This is a genomic window from Ensifer sp. WSM1721 (assembly GCF_000513895.2).
In the GTDB taxonomy this organism is placed as follows: Bacteria; Pseudomonadota; Alphaproteobacteria; order Rhizobiales; family Rhizobiaceae; genus Sinorhizobium.
The window spans coordinates 1,458,670-1,474,938 of record NZ_CP165783.1; the positions used below are offsets into that span (position 1 = coordinate 1,458,670).

The 16,269-nt window shown below is 61.2% G+C and carries 15 protein-coding genes; 11 read left to right on the top strand and 4 right to left on the bottom strand.

Annotated elements, in window-relative coordinates; genetic code table 11:
- Window positions 1-100: 100 nt before the first annotated feature.
- Together M728_RS24440 and M728_RS24445 are read right to left on the bottom strand one after the other, a co-directional pair.
- Window positions 101-580, bottom strand: coding sequence for a zinc-binding dehydrogenase (locus M728_RS24440; protein WP_245269712.1), 480 nt, complete (start codon window positions 578-580; stop codon window positions 101-103).
- The gene (locus tag M728_RS24445; RefSeq protein ID WP_245269713.1) at window positions 462-938 is read right to left on the bottom strand and encodes an NAD(P)-dependent alcohol dehydrogenase; all 477 of its coding nucleotides are present in this window, start codon (window positions 936-938) and stop codon (window positions 462-464) included. The genes M728_RS24440 and M728_RS24445 overlap by 119 nt, the downstream gene beginning before the upstream one ends.
- A gap of 87 nt (window positions 939-1,025) precedes the next feature.
- Between M728_RS24445 and M728_RS24450 the strand changes: the two genes are divergently transcribed.
- Complete coding sequence (locus tag M728_RS24450) at window positions 1,026-1,733, top strand: HAD family hydrolase (protein ID WP_026621206.1); 708 nt, start codon at window positions 1,026-1,028, stop codon at window positions 1,731-1,733.
- A gap of 23 nt (window positions 1,734-1,756) precedes the next feature.
- On the opposite strand, the gene M728_RS24455 is transcribed toward M728_RS24450, so the two are convergent.
- Together M728_RS24455 and M728_RS24460 are read right to left on the bottom strand one after the other, a co-directional pair.
- Window positions 1,757-2,392, bottom strand: a complete 636-nt coding sequence (locus tag M728_RS24455; protein WP_026621207.1) for a response regulator transcription factor — start codon at window positions 2,390-2,392, stop codon at window positions 1,757-1,759.
- The gene (locus tag M728_RS24460; RefSeq protein ID WP_026621208.1) at window positions 2,392-4,092 is read right to left on the bottom strand and encodes a sensor histidine kinase; all 1,701 of its coding nucleotides are present in this window, start codon (window positions 4,090-4,092) and stop codon (window positions 2,392-2,394) included. The genes M728_RS24455 and M728_RS24460 overlap by 1 nt, the downstream gene beginning before the upstream one ends.
- 370 nt (window positions 4,093-4,462) lie before the next feature.
- On the opposite strand from M728_RS24460, the gene M728_RS24465 reads away from it, so the two are divergent.
- From M728_RS24465 to M728_RS24510, 10 genes are all read left to right on the top strand, one after another.
- Window positions 4,463-5,836, top strand: a complete 1,374-nt coding sequence (locus M728_RS24465; protein WP_084044551.1) for a UbiA family prenyltransferase — start codon at window positions 4,463-4,465, stop codon at window positions 5,834-5,836.
- Window positions 5,824-7,140: a hypothetical protein gene (locus M728_RS24470; protein WP_026621210.1), complete on the top strand. Its 1,317-nt coding sequence runs from the start codon at window positions 5,824-5,826 to the stop codon at window positions 7,138-7,140. Before M728_RS24465 ends, M728_RS24470 begins: the two co-directional genes overlap by 13 nt.
- 291 nt (window positions 7,141-7,431) lie before the next feature.
- Complete coding sequence (locus M728_RS24475; RefSeq protein ID WP_026621211.1) at window positions 7,432-8,454, top strand: ABC transporter substrate-binding protein; 1,023 nt, start codon at window positions 7,432-7,434, stop codon at window positions 8,452-8,454.
- A 105-nt stretch (window positions 8,455-8,559) separates the two neighbouring features.
- A complete protein-coding gene (locus M728_RS24480; RefSeq protein ID WP_026621212.1) occupies window positions 8,560-10,065 on the top strand; it encodes a sugar ABC transporter ATP-binding protein in 1,506 nt (501 codons plus the stop codon).
- Window positions 10,065-11,057, top strand: a complete 993-nt coding sequence (locus M728_RS24485; RefSeq protein WP_026621213.1) for an ABC transporter permease — start codon at window positions 10,065-10,067, stop codon at window positions 11,055-11,057. Before M728_RS24480 ends, M728_RS24485 begins: the two co-directional genes overlap by 1 nt.
- An 8-nt stretch (window positions 11,058-11,065) precedes the next feature.
- The gene (locus M728_RS24490) at window positions 11,066-12,022 is read left to right on the top strand and encodes an ABC transporter permease (protein WP_026621214.1); all 957 of its coding nucleotides are present in this window, start codon (window positions 11,066-11,068) and stop codon (window positions 12,020-12,022) included.
- The gene (locus tag M728_RS24495) at window positions 12,019-13,035 is read left to right on the top strand and encodes a LacI family DNA-binding transcriptional regulator (protein WP_026621215.1); all 1,017 of its coding nucleotides are present in this window, start codon (window positions 12,019-12,021) and stop codon (window positions 13,033-13,035) included. Before M728_RS24490 ends, M728_RS24495 begins: the two co-directional genes overlap by 4 nt.
- A 162-nt stretch (window positions 13,036-13,197) precedes the next feature.
- On the top strand, window positions 13,198-14,442 hold the full coding sequence (locus M728_RS24500; protein ID WP_026621216.1) for a Gfo/Idh/MocA family protein: 1,245 nt from the start codon (window positions 13,198-13,200) through the stop codon (window positions 14,440-14,442).
- A 65-nt stretch (window positions 14,443-14,507) separates the two neighbouring features.
- Window positions 14,508-15,446 (top strand): helix-turn-helix domain-containing GNAT family N-acetyltransferase, encoded by a 939-nt coding sequence (locus tag M728_RS24505; protein ID WP_026621217.1) that lies wholly within the window; start codon window positions 14,508-14,510, stop codon window positions 15,444-15,446.
- Between the two features lie 49 nt (window positions 15,447-15,495).
- Window positions 15,496-16,263: a 3-hydroxyacyl-CoA dehydrogenase gene (locus M728_RS24510; RefSeq protein WP_026621218.1), complete on the top strand. Its 768-nt coding sequence runs from the start codon at window positions 15,496-15,498 to the stop codon at window positions 16,261-16,263.
- The last annotated feature ends 6 nt before the right edge of the window (window positions 16,264-16,269 follow it).

The window sequence follows — 16,269 nt, forward strand, 5'->3', positions numbered from 1 at the left end:
AGCTCACCGTGCTCATAGTCGCGCCCAGTCCTTCTCGGTTGGACGAAGTTCTGCGCGGCAGCATTCTCCTGAGCCTGCTTGGGTTTGGACGCTTGCGCTTTCAAAATGCAAGCACCGCCTTCCCTGAACGCCACCGCCCGTTTTCTGCATCCCTGATCACAGAGAGGGCATCGCTGAACGGCGCGTCCAGACCGATTGTCGGACGCAGGGTCCCCCTGCCGGCAAGCTCGGCGATTGCGGCGAGATGTTTGATGCCCATGGTGGCGAATGCCAACTTGTAACGTCGGGACAGCATTCCACGGAGCAATCTGCCGGGGGTGGGATTGATGTCGACGAACACGCCCGTCGGATTGAGCATCGAAAGCCCGCGACCGACGTCGAGCATTCCGAGCGTATCGAAAATGGCGTCGAACTTTCCATCCTGCGCATATGCCTGCCTGTCGGAGTAGCCGAATATTGGCTCAACGCCGGCAGCTCTTGCACTTTCCCTTGAGGCCGGTCCGCATGCGCCGGAAACATGCGCTCCGCGGGTGATCGCAAAGCTGAACCGCGAAAGCGCCGACGGCGCCGCTGCAGCCATTGATGAATATGCGCGATCCGGCGCGCGCCTCAGCCCTGTCGAGGATGGCGACCCAGGCAGTCATCGCCGCAATGGGGAGGCAGGCGGCCTCGCTGAACGAAAGTTGCGGCGGTTTCTTCGCCAGGTGACGGGCGTCTACGAGCGCCGCTTCGGCAAAGGCGCCTGATTTCTTGAAGTCCAGCGACCCGAAGACTTCATCGCCGATCTGAACGTTCGTTACCTTGCCGCCGGTCGCCTCGACAATCCCGGCGAAATCGGTGCCCATCCCTTTCGGAAAGCGTCTGCCGGTCAAGAGCTTCAGAGCTCCCCGGCGGAGCTTCCAGTCGAAGGGATTGATCGCGGCGGCCTTGATCGACACGCGGACCTCGTTATCACGTCCTTCGTAGACATGCCGATTTCTCTACGGTATCTCGAAGCAGGACTTCATTCCGGTTGATAGAACGCAATGAAACCCGCACCTCGATCGATTTGGGACGGCCGCGATCTAGTGGTCTTTGATCTTGATGGCACGCTCTACAACCAGACGCGGCTGAGAGCGCTTATGGTTCTCAGTTTGCTTGGCGACGTTATGCGTACCCGCAGCTTCAGGACCATGAAGGTGATACAGAACTTTCGTCGGTGCCGGGAAGGCCTGGCGAGATCATCGCCCACCCACTTCATCGACCGTCAGTTCTCTGAGACGGCGGTTCTCAGCCGATGCTCAGAGGAGGAAGTCAAGCAAATCGTCCGCGAATGGATCGATCAGCGCCCGCTTCTCCACATTGCCGCCTGCCGCTATCCAGGCGTTCCGGCGCTCTTCGATGGTCTACGACAATCCGGCAGATTGGTCGCCGTCCTTTCCGACTATCCTGCCCAAGAAAAGCTCGCCGCCCTTGGCTTGAAAGCCGACATCGTCGTCAGCGCCACCGACGCTGACATACAAAGCTTGAAGCCCGACCCAACTGGGCTTGTGAAGATACTCCGCACAACCGGCATTCGGCCGGATCGCGCACTAATGGTGGGTGATCGTTTCGATCGCGACTGGGCCGTTGCCGAGTGCGTTGGCATGGAAGCCATCATCCGCTCCGACAGCGTGGACCCGCGCTGCGCGACGTTCCGATCCTATCACGACCCCTTGTTCGCGCCGGTTCTTGGGCCTGGCAACCACTACTAGAATAACGCGAATGCCGGCGGCTTTCACCCATCGCGCGCGGCCATATATTGTATATGGAGCGCCGCGAGCGTTGTCCTGTTGGTGATCTCCAGTTTGCGGTAGATGTTATGGAGATGAATTCCGACGGTTCCCTCGGATGCACCCAGCTTTTGAGCGATCGTTCGGTTCGACAATCCGCCGCATATGAGAGCGGTTATCTCCCGCTCACGGGCGGTCAGAAGCTCGATTTTGTTCCGCGCGAGGGCATGCGGTGCCTCGGCCGCTTTGGCTACGAGCTCGGCAGGCAGCCATTTCTCGCCGCTCGCAACTTGGCGGAGGCAATCGAGCAGCGCCTCCGGCGCATACTCCTTCAACAAAATCCCCCAGGCCCCCCTCGTTATCGCATCGGCAATCTGCACCCCGTTTATCGTCGCCGTCAGGAAGATAACCTTTGGACAAAGGCGTTCGCCGTTCAACGCGCGCAGGATGTCTAGGCCGCTCATCTGCGGCATCGCCACGTCGAGCACTGCGAGATCGGGCGTTAGGTCGCGAATAAGTGAGAGCGCGTCCCGTCCGTTGGCGGCCGCGCCCACCACATTGAAATCCGATACCGCCAGCAGGCTTTGCTGGAGCCCGCGAAGGAGCAAGGGATGGTCGTCGGCAAGGACCACGGAATACATTAATACGCTCCCAGCATCCTCGGTATAATGATGTGAATCCCGAAGCCCGGCGTTGCCTGGAAAACGGTAAGGTTCCCCCCCAGCCTGTCGACGCGCGTTGAAAGCGATGAAGGGCGCAGCGATTTCGCTTGGCTTGGCACTCCCGTTCCGTTGTCAATAAGTTTGAACTGCAGGCCGCAGTCGGCCTGGCTGATCGAGATGCGAAGCCGCGTCGCGTGCCCGTGACGCACGGCGTTTGCCGCCGCTTCCGAGATAAGCTGTTTGATTTCGTGTACCATCCATTTGGGTGCAGCCAGTTCGGGTGGGCTGATCGAAATTTCGATCTGACAGTTCCACTGGTCTGCGAGCGGTCCGGCGAAATCGGATAGCGTCTGCTCAAGCGAATTGATCACCGGGATATCGGCGGCCCGATTTTCCTCGACGAATTGGCGAATACGTTGCTGCTGTTCCAAGATCAGCTTTCCAACTTCGGCAAGCTGGAGCTTCGAGTCGCTATCTGCAGCCTCGCCGACGAACTTGAGCTTCAGCCGGGCGGCGGTGAGGTTTTGGAGGACGCTGTCGTGCAGGTCACAAGCCAGCCGCATGCGCTCCTCCGAGCGCGCAGCTTCGGTTGTTTGTTGTATCAGCGCGAGGCGCTCCAATTCCGAGCCCAGGTGCGTCGCAATGATCTCCGTCAAGGCACTGCCTTCATCCGGGCGGCAGGAAGAATTGATGACGAAAACCCGTCCCCGATAGCGAACGGTGGAAAAATAAGCTGCGGAAATGCGCTGAATGCGCTCGGGTGCCGCCTCCGCGAAGTCGGGCAGGTCCGCGATCAGATCGGAGAAATCCGCCTCCTTCCGTGACGAGATTCCCACGTCACCTTCGCGGTGTTGCTGCTGAAGATCGTGGCGCCGCCAGAAATCCGCGTTCTGAACCTCGACAAGCTTCAGACCGCCGTCGGCCCAACAGGCGACGCAACCGGCGTCATCTTCCTGGTCGCGCCAGAGAACGAACAAGCGGGAACCGCCGAGGACGCGGGATGCGTGCCTGAACAGAAGGCCTAGCCAAGAACGCCGGTCATTGGCAACCGCGTTGAACGGCCATTCAGCGAGTTCGGCCAAGCACCGGCGGCTACGTTCGCGGTAAGCGCCGAAATAGCCAAGGATCACGGCGGCGAAGACGATGTAGGTCGATCGCATGATGAACACGTTGAGCTCGGACTCGCCGTCACTTAAGTCGGGCAGGGCGACAATAAACTGAACGAGGAGCAGAATGAGCGCACCGAATGCCGCTCCCTTAAGGCCCCAGCGCATCGTCATCGCGAGGAGAACGAACGGCAGCACGGCAAAAAAGGGGCTGGTGAGTTCATCGGTGAGAAGCGCCAGCCAGGCAAGGATCACGGCATCGATGACATGAACGAGGAGGTGGATCGAGCTGTCCAGCGGCTTGCGCAGCGGTAAGATAACCAGCAGCACGGAGAACAGAATATAGAGGCTCAATATGGCGCGGCATTCATAAAGAAGCGACACGGGCCGGGTAGGGTCGAGGTAGACGGCGAGGATCGCAAAGGCAGCCGTGACGAGGCGCCCGATACTGACGAGGCGCTCCGGTTCCGCGTCCAGCAGCCAATCTCCCGCCGAACGGGCAAATCCCTTAAGTATGTTGTTTGGCTGGGCGCGCGCAATCGCTGCTTCCCGGCCATAATCCAGGCTCGCCATGCGCAACTCCGTTCGGAAGCACCCGAGCTGTTGAAAAGTCATTTTAGTACGCGCGAATTCTCTCTGGCGAAAGGCGAGTTGTCAACGGTTGACATTCACTACCAGTGACGACCCAGGGCGCCCACCTGCAGATGATCTACCGTCAAGAAGGATCGTTCGTTATATATATTCTTCTATATTCCCAAGAAGCCGAGATAGTGCGATTATTGCCGGCGATTATTTCGATGGCGCCATAGGTGCGCCGCGAAAGGAAAATTGCCGCGAGTGTCTGAGAAATTGCCTCCGCTACGGGGCTTTCACTCGGTTGGTGACTCAAGAGAATTCCCGATTATCTTAAAGCTATTCTTTACTTAGATTGTACGTTTCGGTCATGCAGAATTCCGACACAGGCGCGCTAACTCGGCCATGGGTAGTCAATCTTGATCATGCTCTTTTAAAGAGCAATATTGATCATGAGCGCGCAATAGCTGTCATCGGACAAGAGATATTTTCTCTTCCTTGGCGTATTAAAAGCATCATTGCAAGCGGCGAGTTTAAGGCCGAAAAGAGCACTATGGATGCGTCAGTACTTGCCTACAATCAGGACGTATTAGACGCGTTGAAAAGAGAGCGTCAAAATGGGCGGAAGCTGTTTTTGTGTTCGGCGCTTCCAAACTCGGTGGTGAAAGCTGTTTGCGACTATCACGGAATATTTTTGGGCTGTTTTGCCTTGGATGCTGCTAGCCAAAACGATCAGGATTGCGTCCGCAAGAGCATAGCCCAAGAGCTTGGCTCCTCGATCAGCGATTTCGAACTCATATCTTCGCCAGCGGACATCGGCGCTTTGATGCCTCCAGGGCACGACACCGGACGAAGCGCCGCGCTCGTCTCGCCGAACGTCCTCGCGATCATTTCCGCGATCCGAGTACGCCAGTGGTCGAAGAACGTGCTGGTTTTTGTCCCGGTAATGGTGTCGCCAGTCTCAACTACCGAGAACTGGTATCAGTCGATACTTGCATTTCTGGCGTTTTCGCTCGTCGCCTCCATCAGCTATATTTGTAACGACCTTCTCGACCTGCAAGCTGACAGAGCCCACCCGACCAAAAGGTTACGCCCATTTGCCAGTGGCGCGCTGCCCGTCGCAACCGCGCTTTTCCTGATACCGATCCTACTGGTCGCCGCTTGTGTTGCCGCGTTCCCGCTCGCCATTACCTTTCAAATGACGCTCGTATTCTATTTCGTGTTGACCTGCCTTTATTCGATTTATCTGAAGCGCATGCTGATGATCGATGTCGTCGTCCTCGGCTGCCTGTACGCAATCCGGGTAGGCGCTGGAGGGGAAGCAACGGGGATCAGGCCGTCCGAGTGGCTGATCGCATTCTCGGTGTTCTTCTTCCTTGCCCTAGCCCTTATCAAGCGGCAGGCTGAGCTCGCTACCATGCTGAAGCTCAAACGGAAAAGAGCTTCAAACCGCTCCTACAGAACCGAGGATTTCCCTGTAATAGCTGCTCTCGCGTCTTCGGCCGCGTTTAATGCGGTCACGATCTACGCTGTGTTCGTTTGGTTTGAATTGCAAAATGAACTCTACAGCACTCCGGAGGCACTTTGGTTCGCGATTCCTATGCTGGTGTACTGGCTTGGCCGCGCGGTTTTGCTGGCACACCGCGGCAATATGCTTGAGGATCCGATTGTGTTTGCCGCCACCGACGCCAAGAGCCTCATTTGCGGAGCAGTCGTTTTTGGGATCGTTCAATGGGCGCATTGACGACCGCACCAATGGCCGAGGATCTGGTCGGGTCGGGCGGTCTGCGAAAGGTTGAGGTTCGAACCTGGGTGTTCGCCGGCCTGCTGGCCGCTCTCGTCTTTGGTTTCTTTCTGATTAGAATTGGCGTCACCTCGGAAGCAATCCAGAGAGACAATTGTATCTTTGGTGCTGATGTGGCCAGCTACTTCCAGAGACTGTCGAGCGGTCACTGGGGTGCATTTCGCTTCCGCAAGCACGCGCTGGCCGTCGTGTCTATAACAGCTGTTGGGTGGCCACTCACCCAGATGGGCGTTCCAGCTGCGACTGCGGCCATTACTGTTCTTGCCGCTTTTGTCGCGATGGGAGCATCGGCGTTTTTTCTCTTCCTGCGCCTGCTTGGGTTAGAATGCATCGCTGCGTTTTTCATCGTGCTTGCGACAATTTCCACGTTTGGTTCCTTGACGATTTTCAGCGTCGTTGAAACCTACGGCTTCACATTCAGCGCGATGGCTGCGGCCATGCTGGCGCTCATTGTTATTGCGCCTTATTCGAAAAGGCACCCGGTGCTTTGCGCCATATTCGCTGGCATGGTCGGGGCAATTCCGGGCACGGCTAATCTGCCGGCATTAAGCTGCGTACTTCTATACCCTGGTTTGGCCAAGCCCTCGGGGCTCAACAGGCGATGGCAGAAATTTGTCGTGGTGTTCGCGTTGCCGCTTGCCATTGCGACGGCTCTCTCCCTTCTGCCCATGATCTACACGGATTCTGCAGAATCCTTCGCTTGGCAACGAAATTATCTTGATAAGTTAGCGAGCTTCGCCAATTTCGTATCGCCCGATGTACTCAGCGATTTCTTGCTGAACTTCTGGGTCTTCGCTTTCGTATCCCCACTCGACATGGTGCAATACCGATATACGTCACAGGCGGCTATCGTGCTTGGCAATTCGGAATTGAGGCTGACCGGCTATTTCATGATCGCCTTGGCACTCTGTTTCGGCATCCTCAGTGCATTGCGCGATCCTCGGTTCCGTTCGATCACACTGTCGGCTGTGGCCGCAGTTGGTAGCTTGTTCGTATTCTACCTCTACTTCAATCCCGCCGAGGCAATGCTGTACAGCAGCCAATGGATATTCCTTCTTTTCGCAGCCGCTGCTCCCGGCTACGTTGGGCGCTGGTTCTCGCGACCACTGTTCGCAGCCTGTTTCGTCATTTTGGCACTGATTAACTTTCCGCCGCTCATGGATCCTCGTTCAAACGATCCGTCAGCTTACTGCGGCGGCCCGACAGCGCCGCTTGTCCACTCGGACGCGCCAATGTCGCTGTAGCACTTTGAATTGCTGCATGTCTTTGTCCTTAAATCGAGCTCGATTTAAGGCGCCAGGTTCCAGCACAGGACTAACGGTTGCCGCAAAAATCGGGACCACGGCGGTCTGGTGTTATGTCGCTTCCCGCGTCAAATCCGTCAGGGCGACAGAAGCGGACCCGCCGCGCTCGGCGCGAACTCGGCGATGAGTTCGTGGCAATCCCCGGTCTTGGCGTCTTGGCCCCGCCACGCCGCCATTGAAATCGATTACATTTTCGGGCTTCATGAGTCCCACAAGATTTGGGAGGATCTTATGAAGAAATTCATTGCTTTTGCACTTGGCACAGTCGCGTCCATCGTCATCTCGGCATCGGCTTATGCGGAGACCTTCAAGATCGGTCTTTCGAACGGGTGGGTCGGCAGCGAGTGGCGTACCCAGATGATCGACGAGGCGAAGGCTGCGGCGGCGAAGTGGAAGGAGAAGGGCGTCGACGTCGAAGTTTCCGTCCAGAGCGCCAATGTCGACGTGCCCGGGCAGATCGCCCATATCCGCAATTTCATCGCTGAAGGCGTCAACGCCATCATCGTCAATCCGAACAGCCCGACCGCCTTCGACCCGATCTTCGCGCAGGCGAAGGAGGCCGGCATTCTGGTGATCGCGACAGATGCGGAGGTCTCCTCGCCGGATGCGATCTATGTCGGCATCGACCAGACCGCCTGGGGCGCGGCGGGCGCGAAATGGCTCGCCGAAACGCTGGGCGGCAAGGGCAAGGTTGTCGCGATCAACGGTGTCGCGGGCCACCCGGCAAACGAGATGCGGGTCGCCGGCTACAGAGGGGTCTTCAAGGAACATCCGGACATCCAGGTCGTCAACGAGGTCAACGCCAATTGGGATCAGGCGCAGGGACAGCAGGCGATGCAGAACATCCTCGCCACGTATCCCGATATAAACGGCGTCGTCGTGCAGGACGGCATGGCGGCCGGTGCCTGGAAATCGATCATGGACGCCGGCAAGAAGGACCAGATCGCCGCGACCGGCGAGATCCGCAAGGACTTCATCGACCTCTGGATCCAGGAGAAGCTGAATTCCGGCGCGACCGTCAATCCGCCGGGCGTCATGGCGAGCGCGCTCAACGTCGCGGTCCTGATGCTGCAGGGCAAGGCGCTGAAGGAGCCGCCCAAGGCCGGACAGTACGGCAATGCGCTCTATCTGCCGATTCCGTTCATCGACAGCAAGAATGTCGAGGAGGCGGCAAAGCAGCTCGAGGGCAAGCCCGGCTATTATTCCTATACGAGCTCGCTTTCGATCGAAGAGGCGGAAGCCCTCTTCAAGTGAGAGCGGTGCGCGGCTTTCCGCCCAGATTCCGCTCTAACCTATCGGAGTCGATGCACGGGCCCGGCCGGTCCGTGCATCCCGCCGAAATGTGACGGAAGAGGTTCCATGTCGAAACTGAAGCTCAACGGCGTAAGCAAGGCTTACGGCGCGACTCTGGCGTTACGCCGCGGCGATCTCGAGGTCATGTCCGGCGAGGTCCATGTACTCATGGGCTCGAACGGCTCGGGCAAGAGCACGCTCTGCAAGATCATCGCCGGAGCCGTGCGGCCGGATGCCGGCAAGATCCTCATCGACGATACGCCGGTGACGATCACCGGGCCGCGTTCGGCGCGAGCGCAAGGAATCGGCATCTTCTATCAGGAGCTCAGCCTCGCCGCCCATCGAACGGTCGAGGAGAATATCTCGCTGGCGGCACTGCCGGTCAAATCGGGGATCTTTGTCGACCGGACGGCGCTCAAAGAACGCGCGGCGCGCTACATCCTTCTGTTCGAAAACGTAGCCGGCGAAGGGTTTTCCGCCGACGCACTCGTCGGCAATTTGCGGCCCGACCAGCGGCAGCTCGTCGAAATCATGAAGGCGCTTGCGAGCGAAGCACCGCTCCTCATTTTCGATGAGCCGACCTCGGCGCTCGACCGGGCGCAGGTGGACCGCTTTTTCGAGATACTGCGCGACCTCAAAAGCCGTGGTCGCGGCATCATCTTCATTTCGCACCGCATGGACGAGATCAAGGCGATCGGCGATCGCGTCACGATCATCCGCGACGGCGAGACGATCGCGACGCTCAACTTGGCCGAAACCGACGCGGCGACGGTCATCCGGCTGATGGTCGGCGGAGCGGGCGATATGCCGGCTTCGCAATCCTCAGCGCCTGCGGCCGTCGACGGCAAGGACGGCGCGGCCCTCACGGTTCGCGGTCTTTCAGGTCGAGGCTTCGGCAATGTGAGCTTTGAGGTTGCCCGCGGCGAAATCCTCGGTTTCGGCGGGCTACACGGGCAGGGCCAATCGGCGCTGCTCCGGGCAATCTTCGGCGCCGGCTCCGTCACCTCGGGCGAGGTGCTGATCGGCGAGAGCCGCTTCGATGCCGCGAGTCCACGCGACGCGATCCGCCGCGGCTGCGCCTATGTCTCCGGCGATCGCGGCCGCGACGGGGTGATCAGCGGCCGGCCGATCATCGAAAACGTCACGCCGATCCACTATCTGCGCGATCGGCTGATGATCGCCCGGCCGCGCAAGCTGCGCGACAAGGTGACGCCGGCGCTTGAAAGCATGCACACCAAATTCGCGAGCCTCTTCCATCCGATCAGTTCGCTTTCCGGCGGCAACCAGCAGAAGGTGATCATTGCCCGCTGGCTGATCGATCGCCCGGACGTGCTGCTTCTCGACGATCCGACCAAGGGCATCGACCTGTCGGCGAAGGCCGACCTCTTCGCGCTCATCCGGGAATTGGCCGCGCAAGGCCTCGGCATCGTCCTCTACTCGTCAGAGGACGCCGAACTGCTCGGCAACGCCAACCGCATCCTCGTCTTCAACGGCGGGTCGGTCACGCGCGAACTCACGGGCGCGGATCGCACCCGCTACAATCTCTACCAAGCCGCTTACGAGGCCGCGTGATGGCAGAGACCGCGACCATCCCGGGGCCCCGCCGCGAGGGGCGCATCCGCAAGCTTCTGGAGCGCTACCCCTTCCTGCCGGCGCTGCTCATCGTCGCCGCGCTGCTGGCGCTCAACGGCTTCTTCTCGCCCGCGAGCCTCAGCTACCGCGCGCTGACGGGGCTCTTGAGCACCTATATGGCGCTGATCCTGCTTTCGATCGCGCAGACTTATGTGGTCTATGCCGGCGACATCGACCTTTCGGCCGGCGCCATCCTTTCGCTCGTCAACGTCGCGATCATCGTCCTGATGGAGCGATGGGGCGGCGGTGCCGGCGCGGTCCTGCTGGCGCTCGCGATCGGCCTGCTCCTGGGGTTTGCCTGTGGATTGGTCAACGGTCTTGTCGTCGCGGCGCTCAGGCTGCAGGCGATCGTCGCGACCTTCGCGACCAGCATTTTCTTCACCGGCCTCGCGCTCTACATCCTGCCCGTCGCCGGCACGCCGGCGCCGGCCATTTTCTGGCGCACCTACGGCGGCAGGCTCTTCGGCGTACCCTTCGTCTTCTACATCCTGGCCGCCCTGATCGTGCTCATAACGGTGATGAGCCGCACGCGCCTCGTCACTCAACTGCTCGCGGTCGGCGACGACCAGCAGGCCGCTTATCAGAGTGGGCTGCCGGTGATACCGGTCAGGATCAAGGGCTATGTGCTCTGCGGTCTCTTCTCCGCACTCGCGGCCTTCTGCATCACCGGCGACACGGCGAGCGGCGACCCGCTGGTCGGCGGCAAGATGACGCTCTACAGCGTCGCCGCCGTCGTGCTCGGGGGCAGTGCGCTTTCCGGCGGCTGGGGAACCGTCGTCGGCTCGCTCCTCGGCGCATTGACGATCGGACTGATCAACTCCGTCGTGTTCTTCATGGGCACGCCGTCCGAGTGGCAGAACCTCGTGCAGGGCCTCGCCATCCTCGTCGTCTTGATGGCCGGCGTGCTCGCCGGCAGGAGGGCTCGTCCATGAGCCAAGTGGTGAGCCAAGTTCTTTCCTTTATTCGCCAGCCGATCGTCGTCGCGCTCGTTCTGATCGTGCTCCTCCTCTATCTCGGCCAGATGCTGTCGCCCGGCTTCGCGAGCGGCGGACAGATCCTGCGCCTCCTGATCGTCGCCTCGCTGCTCGGCATCGTCGCGGCCGGCCAGAACGTCGTCATCCTCGGCGGGCGCGAGGGCATCGATCTTTCGGTCGGCGGCGTCGTCTCGCTCTCGGCGATCATCGCCGGCAACGTCATGAACGGCGCCGACAGCGGTATTTTGCCGGCTATCGCTGCCTGCCTTGTGGCCGGCGCCTTCTTCGGCCTGCTGAACGGCCTCGGCGTCACGCTCTTGCGCATCCCGCCACTCGTCATGACGCTCGGCATGCTCGGCGTATTGCAGGGCCTCCTCGTCGTCATCCGCATGGGGGTTCCTTCGGGTCAGGCCGCGCCGGCCTTGTCACGCTTCGTGACGCAGCCGCTCGCCTTCGGCATTCCCGGCATCATCTGGCTCTGGATCGCGATCGGCGTCCTTATGGCGCTGATGCTCAACCGAACCGTCTTCGGCCACCGCATCTATGCGATCGGCTCGAACGAGCATGCTGCCTACATGGCGGGTGTCCCGGTCCGGCTCGTCCGCATCGCGCTCTTCGTGCTCTCCGGCATGTTCGCCGCGATCGCCGGGCTCTGTTTGCTCGGCTATTCCGGGACGTCCTTCGCCAATGTCGGCGAACAATACATGCTGCCCTCGATCATCGCGGTCGTCTTCGGCGGCACGTCGCTTGCCGGCGGCAAGGGCGGCTATACCGGGACCATGGCCGGCGCCGTGCTGCTCGTCATCCTGCAAAGCATCCTGACGACGATCAACATCGACGAGTCCGGACGCCAGATGGTTTTCGGGGCGACACTCCTCCTCCTCATGATGTTCTACGGGCGCGGCCGGGCGATGCGCGCATGAGGGACCGGCCGAAGATCAAGGATATCGCCGAGAAAGCGGGGGTTTCGGCCGCGACCGTCTCGCGTGCGCTTGCCGATTCGGCGCTGGTGACGGCGGAAACGCGCCAGCGCGTCCTCGATCTGGCGCGCGAGCTCAACTACCGGCCGAATGTCAGCGCCCGGAACCTGCGCACCCGTAAATCCATGTCGGTGCTGCTCGTAGTGCGCGACGTTGGCAACCCTTTCTATCTCGACATCCTGAAAGGCGTCGAGGCGACGGCGCGGGAAGCCGGCTATTCGGTGCTGATGGGCAATACCGAAAACGACCCGGCCCGGGAGACCGAGTATTTCAACATGCTGCGCGACGGCCATGCCGACGGCATGATCCTGATGACCGGCAAGCTGCCGCCTGCGGGCGGCCGCCTCAGCGGCTGGAGCCATTTGCCGGTGGTGGTGGCTCTGGAAATGATCGAGGGCTCCGGCCTGCCGCATGTGCAGGTGGACAATGTCGCCGCCGCCCGCGGGGCAGTCGAGCATCTGATCGCGCTCGGGCATCGGCGGATCGCCCATATCTCGGGCCCGGTTCCCGAGCCGATGAGCCTCTGCCGCCGGGAAGGCTACCGCCTGGCGATGCGCGAGGCGGGTCTCGCGATCCCTGACGGATACGAGGTCCGCGGCGACTTCCTGCTCGAAAGCGGTGAGCAATGCTGCCGCTCGCTCTTCGTGCTCGCCGAACCGCCGACGGCGCTTTTCGTCGCCAATGACGAAATGGCCTTCGGCGCTGTCCATGAGTTGAGACGGATGGGGCGCGATGTGCCGGGCGACGTGTCGATCGTCGGCTTCGACGATCTCTATCTGAGCAAGGCCTTCTATCCGGCGCTGACGACCGTCAGCCAGCCGCGGGCCGAGATTGGCCGCAAGGCCATGGCGCTGCTTCTCGGCATTCTGTCGGGCGGCAGTACTCATGTGACGGAGCCGCTCGTGCTGCCGACCGTTCTGAATATCCGGGGCAGCACGGCGCCGCCTCGATCCTGAAACTGTGAAGGGATTCCGGCAGGGGAGGCCGGTGCCCATCGATCACGATGATTTTAGGTCGGATCGACCTAAAATCATGAACGTGATCCCAATAAGTGTAGCGCGGGATGCGGGCGGAAAACCGCGCACACTTTTCCTCATCCCGCGCTAGGAGGAGAGCAAATGCCTATGCTACCGAAACGGACCTTGCGCGTCGGCTTCGTCGGAACCGGCTTCATCGCGCATTTTCATCTGAAATCGCTGGTCGGCGTGCGCAACGTCGAGGTGACCGGCGTCTACAGCCGCAAGGCAGAAAACCGTGCGCGCTTCGTCGGTGAAGTCCAGGCGCTCGATCTCGGCAATTGCCGCGCGCATGAGAGCCTCGAATCGCTCGTTTCCGCAGGCGATGTCGATGCCGTCTGGATTCTCTCGCCGAATTATACGCGGCTCGAGGTGATGCGCGCCCTGCACAAGGAGATCAAGGCGGGGCGGAGCAAGGTCTTCGCCGTTGCCTGCGAAAAGCCGCTCGCTCGCACCGTCGCGGAAGCGCGAGAAATGCTGCATCTCGCTGAGGACGCCGGTCTCAACCACGGCTATTTGGAAAACCAGGTCTTCTCGACGCCGGTCTCGCGCGGCAAGGAAATCATCTGGCGCCGGGCCGCTGCTGCGACCGGCAGGCCCTATCTCGCGCGTGCGGCTGAGGAACATTCGGGCCCGCACGAGCCCTGGTTCTGGCAGGGCGACAAGCAGGGCGGCGGGGTACTTTCCGACATGATGTGCCACAGCGTCGAGGTGGCGCGCCACCTCCTGACCGCCCCCGGCGCGCCGCGCAATTCTCTTAAGGTCAAGTCGGTGAACGGCACCGTCGCCAACCTGAAATGGACTCGGCCCGGCTATGCCGATCAATTGCACAAACGTTTCGGAAGCGAGGTGGACTATCGCAAGCGCCCGGCGGAGGATTTCGCCCGGGCGACGGTGACGCTCGAGGATGAGGACGGCCAGGAACTGATAATCGAGGCGACGACCTCCTGGGCCTATGTCGGTGCCGGCTTACGCATCCAGCTCGAGCTCCTCGGGCCGGAATATGCGCTCGAATACAATTCGCTCGGCACTGGCCTGAAGATCTTCCTGTCGCGCGCGGTGGAAGGGTCCGAGGGCGAGGATCTCGTCGAAAAGCAGAATGCCGAGCAGGGGCTGATGCCGGTGCTCGAGGACGAGGCCGGCGTTTATGGCTATACGGACGAAAACCGCCACATGGTCGAATGCTTCCGCAAGGGAATAAAGCCGCTCGAGACCTTCGAGGACGGTCTTGCCGTGGTCGAGATCCTGATGGGACTTTACCGTTCGTCCGAGATCGGCGCGACGCTCCATTTCCCGGCGCCGGAGCTGGAGAACTACGTTCCGGTCGTGGCGCGCGTGGGGGCGTGAGGCCATAATTAGTTGACTCAGTCCACTAATAGAGCGAAGATCATCCGACTGGGAGGACGTCGGAAATGCAGGTCGATCGGAGCGCGCTTATCGGCGAAATCAGGCGTTTCAACCGCTTCTATACGCGTACGATCGGCCTTCTCGACGAGACGCTGACCGAGAGCGCCTTTACGCTGACCGAGGCGCGCGTTCTCTTCGAACTTGGCCATCGAGACGGCCCGGCAGCAGCGGAAATCGCCGCGGAACTGCGTCTCGACCCGGCCTATCTCGCGCGCATCCTGCGCAAGTTTGCCGCCGACGGGCTGACCGAGGCGCATGCCGACGGTGCCGATCGTAGGCGCCGGATACTGTCGCTGACGAACAAGGGCAGGGCGGCGCTTGCAGAACTCCAGGCGGCAGCCGAAAGGGATATAGCGCGGCTTGTCCGCAATCTTTCCGACGAGAAGCTCCGCGAACTCGAAGGTGCGCTCGGCAAGACGATGGAATTGCTGCGTGGATCTCCCGCAGAGGGACGGACGATATCGCTGCGTTCCCACCGTATCGGCGATATCGGCTGGGTCGTTCAGCGCCAGGCTGTGCTCTATGCCGAGGAATATGGCTGGGACAACACTTATGAGGCCCTGGCGGCGGAGATCGGCGCTGCCTTCATTCGCAATTTTCGTGAGGGCCGCGACTTCTGCTGGATTGCCGAGCTTGACGGAGCGCCGGTCGGCGCAGTCTTCCTCGTTCATGAGAACGACGAGACCGCAAGGTTGCGTCTGCTTCATGTCGAGCGTGCCGCGCGCGGCCTTGGCATCGGCAAGCGGCTTGTCGACGCCTGCATCGAACAGGCGCGCGCCTCAGGATATCGGTGCGTGGTGCTTTGGACGAACGATGTCCTCGCTTCGGCGCGGGCCATCTATGAGCGCGCCGGATTCCGGCTCGTCGGCGAGGAGAGGCACCTGAGCTTCGGCAAGCATCTGGTCGGCCAGACTTGGGAACTGGCGCTCACGGGGACGAAGTGAAAATTCAACGGCGGGAGGATGAGATGAGTGGAGAGAGTGGAGCGCGGCCATGCTGATCCGCGACAAGGTGTTTCTGGTGACCGGCGGCGGCTCCGGGCTGGGGGCGGCCGTCGCCCGGATGTTCGTCGCCCAAGAGGCCAATGTCGTCATCGCCGACATCAATGCGGAGGCGGGCTCGGCGATTGCGGCAGAGCTTGGAACGTGCGTCCGCTTCGTCAGGACGGATGTCACGAGCGAAGCGGACGGTGCCGCTGCCGTCGACGCGGCGGTCGAGAGTTTCGGCCGGCTCGACGGGCTCATGAACTGCGCCGGCATCGCGCCCGGCGAGAAGGTACTCGGCCGCGACGGGCCGCATCGTCTCGAAAGCTTCTCGAAGGCGATCGCCATCAACCTGATCGGCACCTTCAACATGATCCGGCTCTCCGCCGCGGCGATCGCGAGGCAAGAGGCGGATGCCGAGGGCAGCCGCGGCGTGATCGTCAACACCGCCTCGATCGCCGCCTTCGACGGACAGATCGGCCAAGCGGCCTATGCGGCATCGAAAGGCGGCGTCGTCGCAATGACGCTGCCGATCGCGCGCGAGCTCGCCCGCCACGGCATTCGCGTCGTGTCGATCGCGCCCGGCATCTTCGAAACGCCGATGATGGCCGGCATGCCGCAGGAGGTGCAGGATTCGCTCGGCAAGAGCGTGCCCTTCCCGCCGCGCCTCGGCCGTCCGGCGGAATATGCCGCGCTCGTCAAGCACATCTGCGAGAACGACATGCTGAACGGCGAGATCATTCGCCTCGACGGTGCCCTGCGAATGGGCGCGCGATAGGCGCGT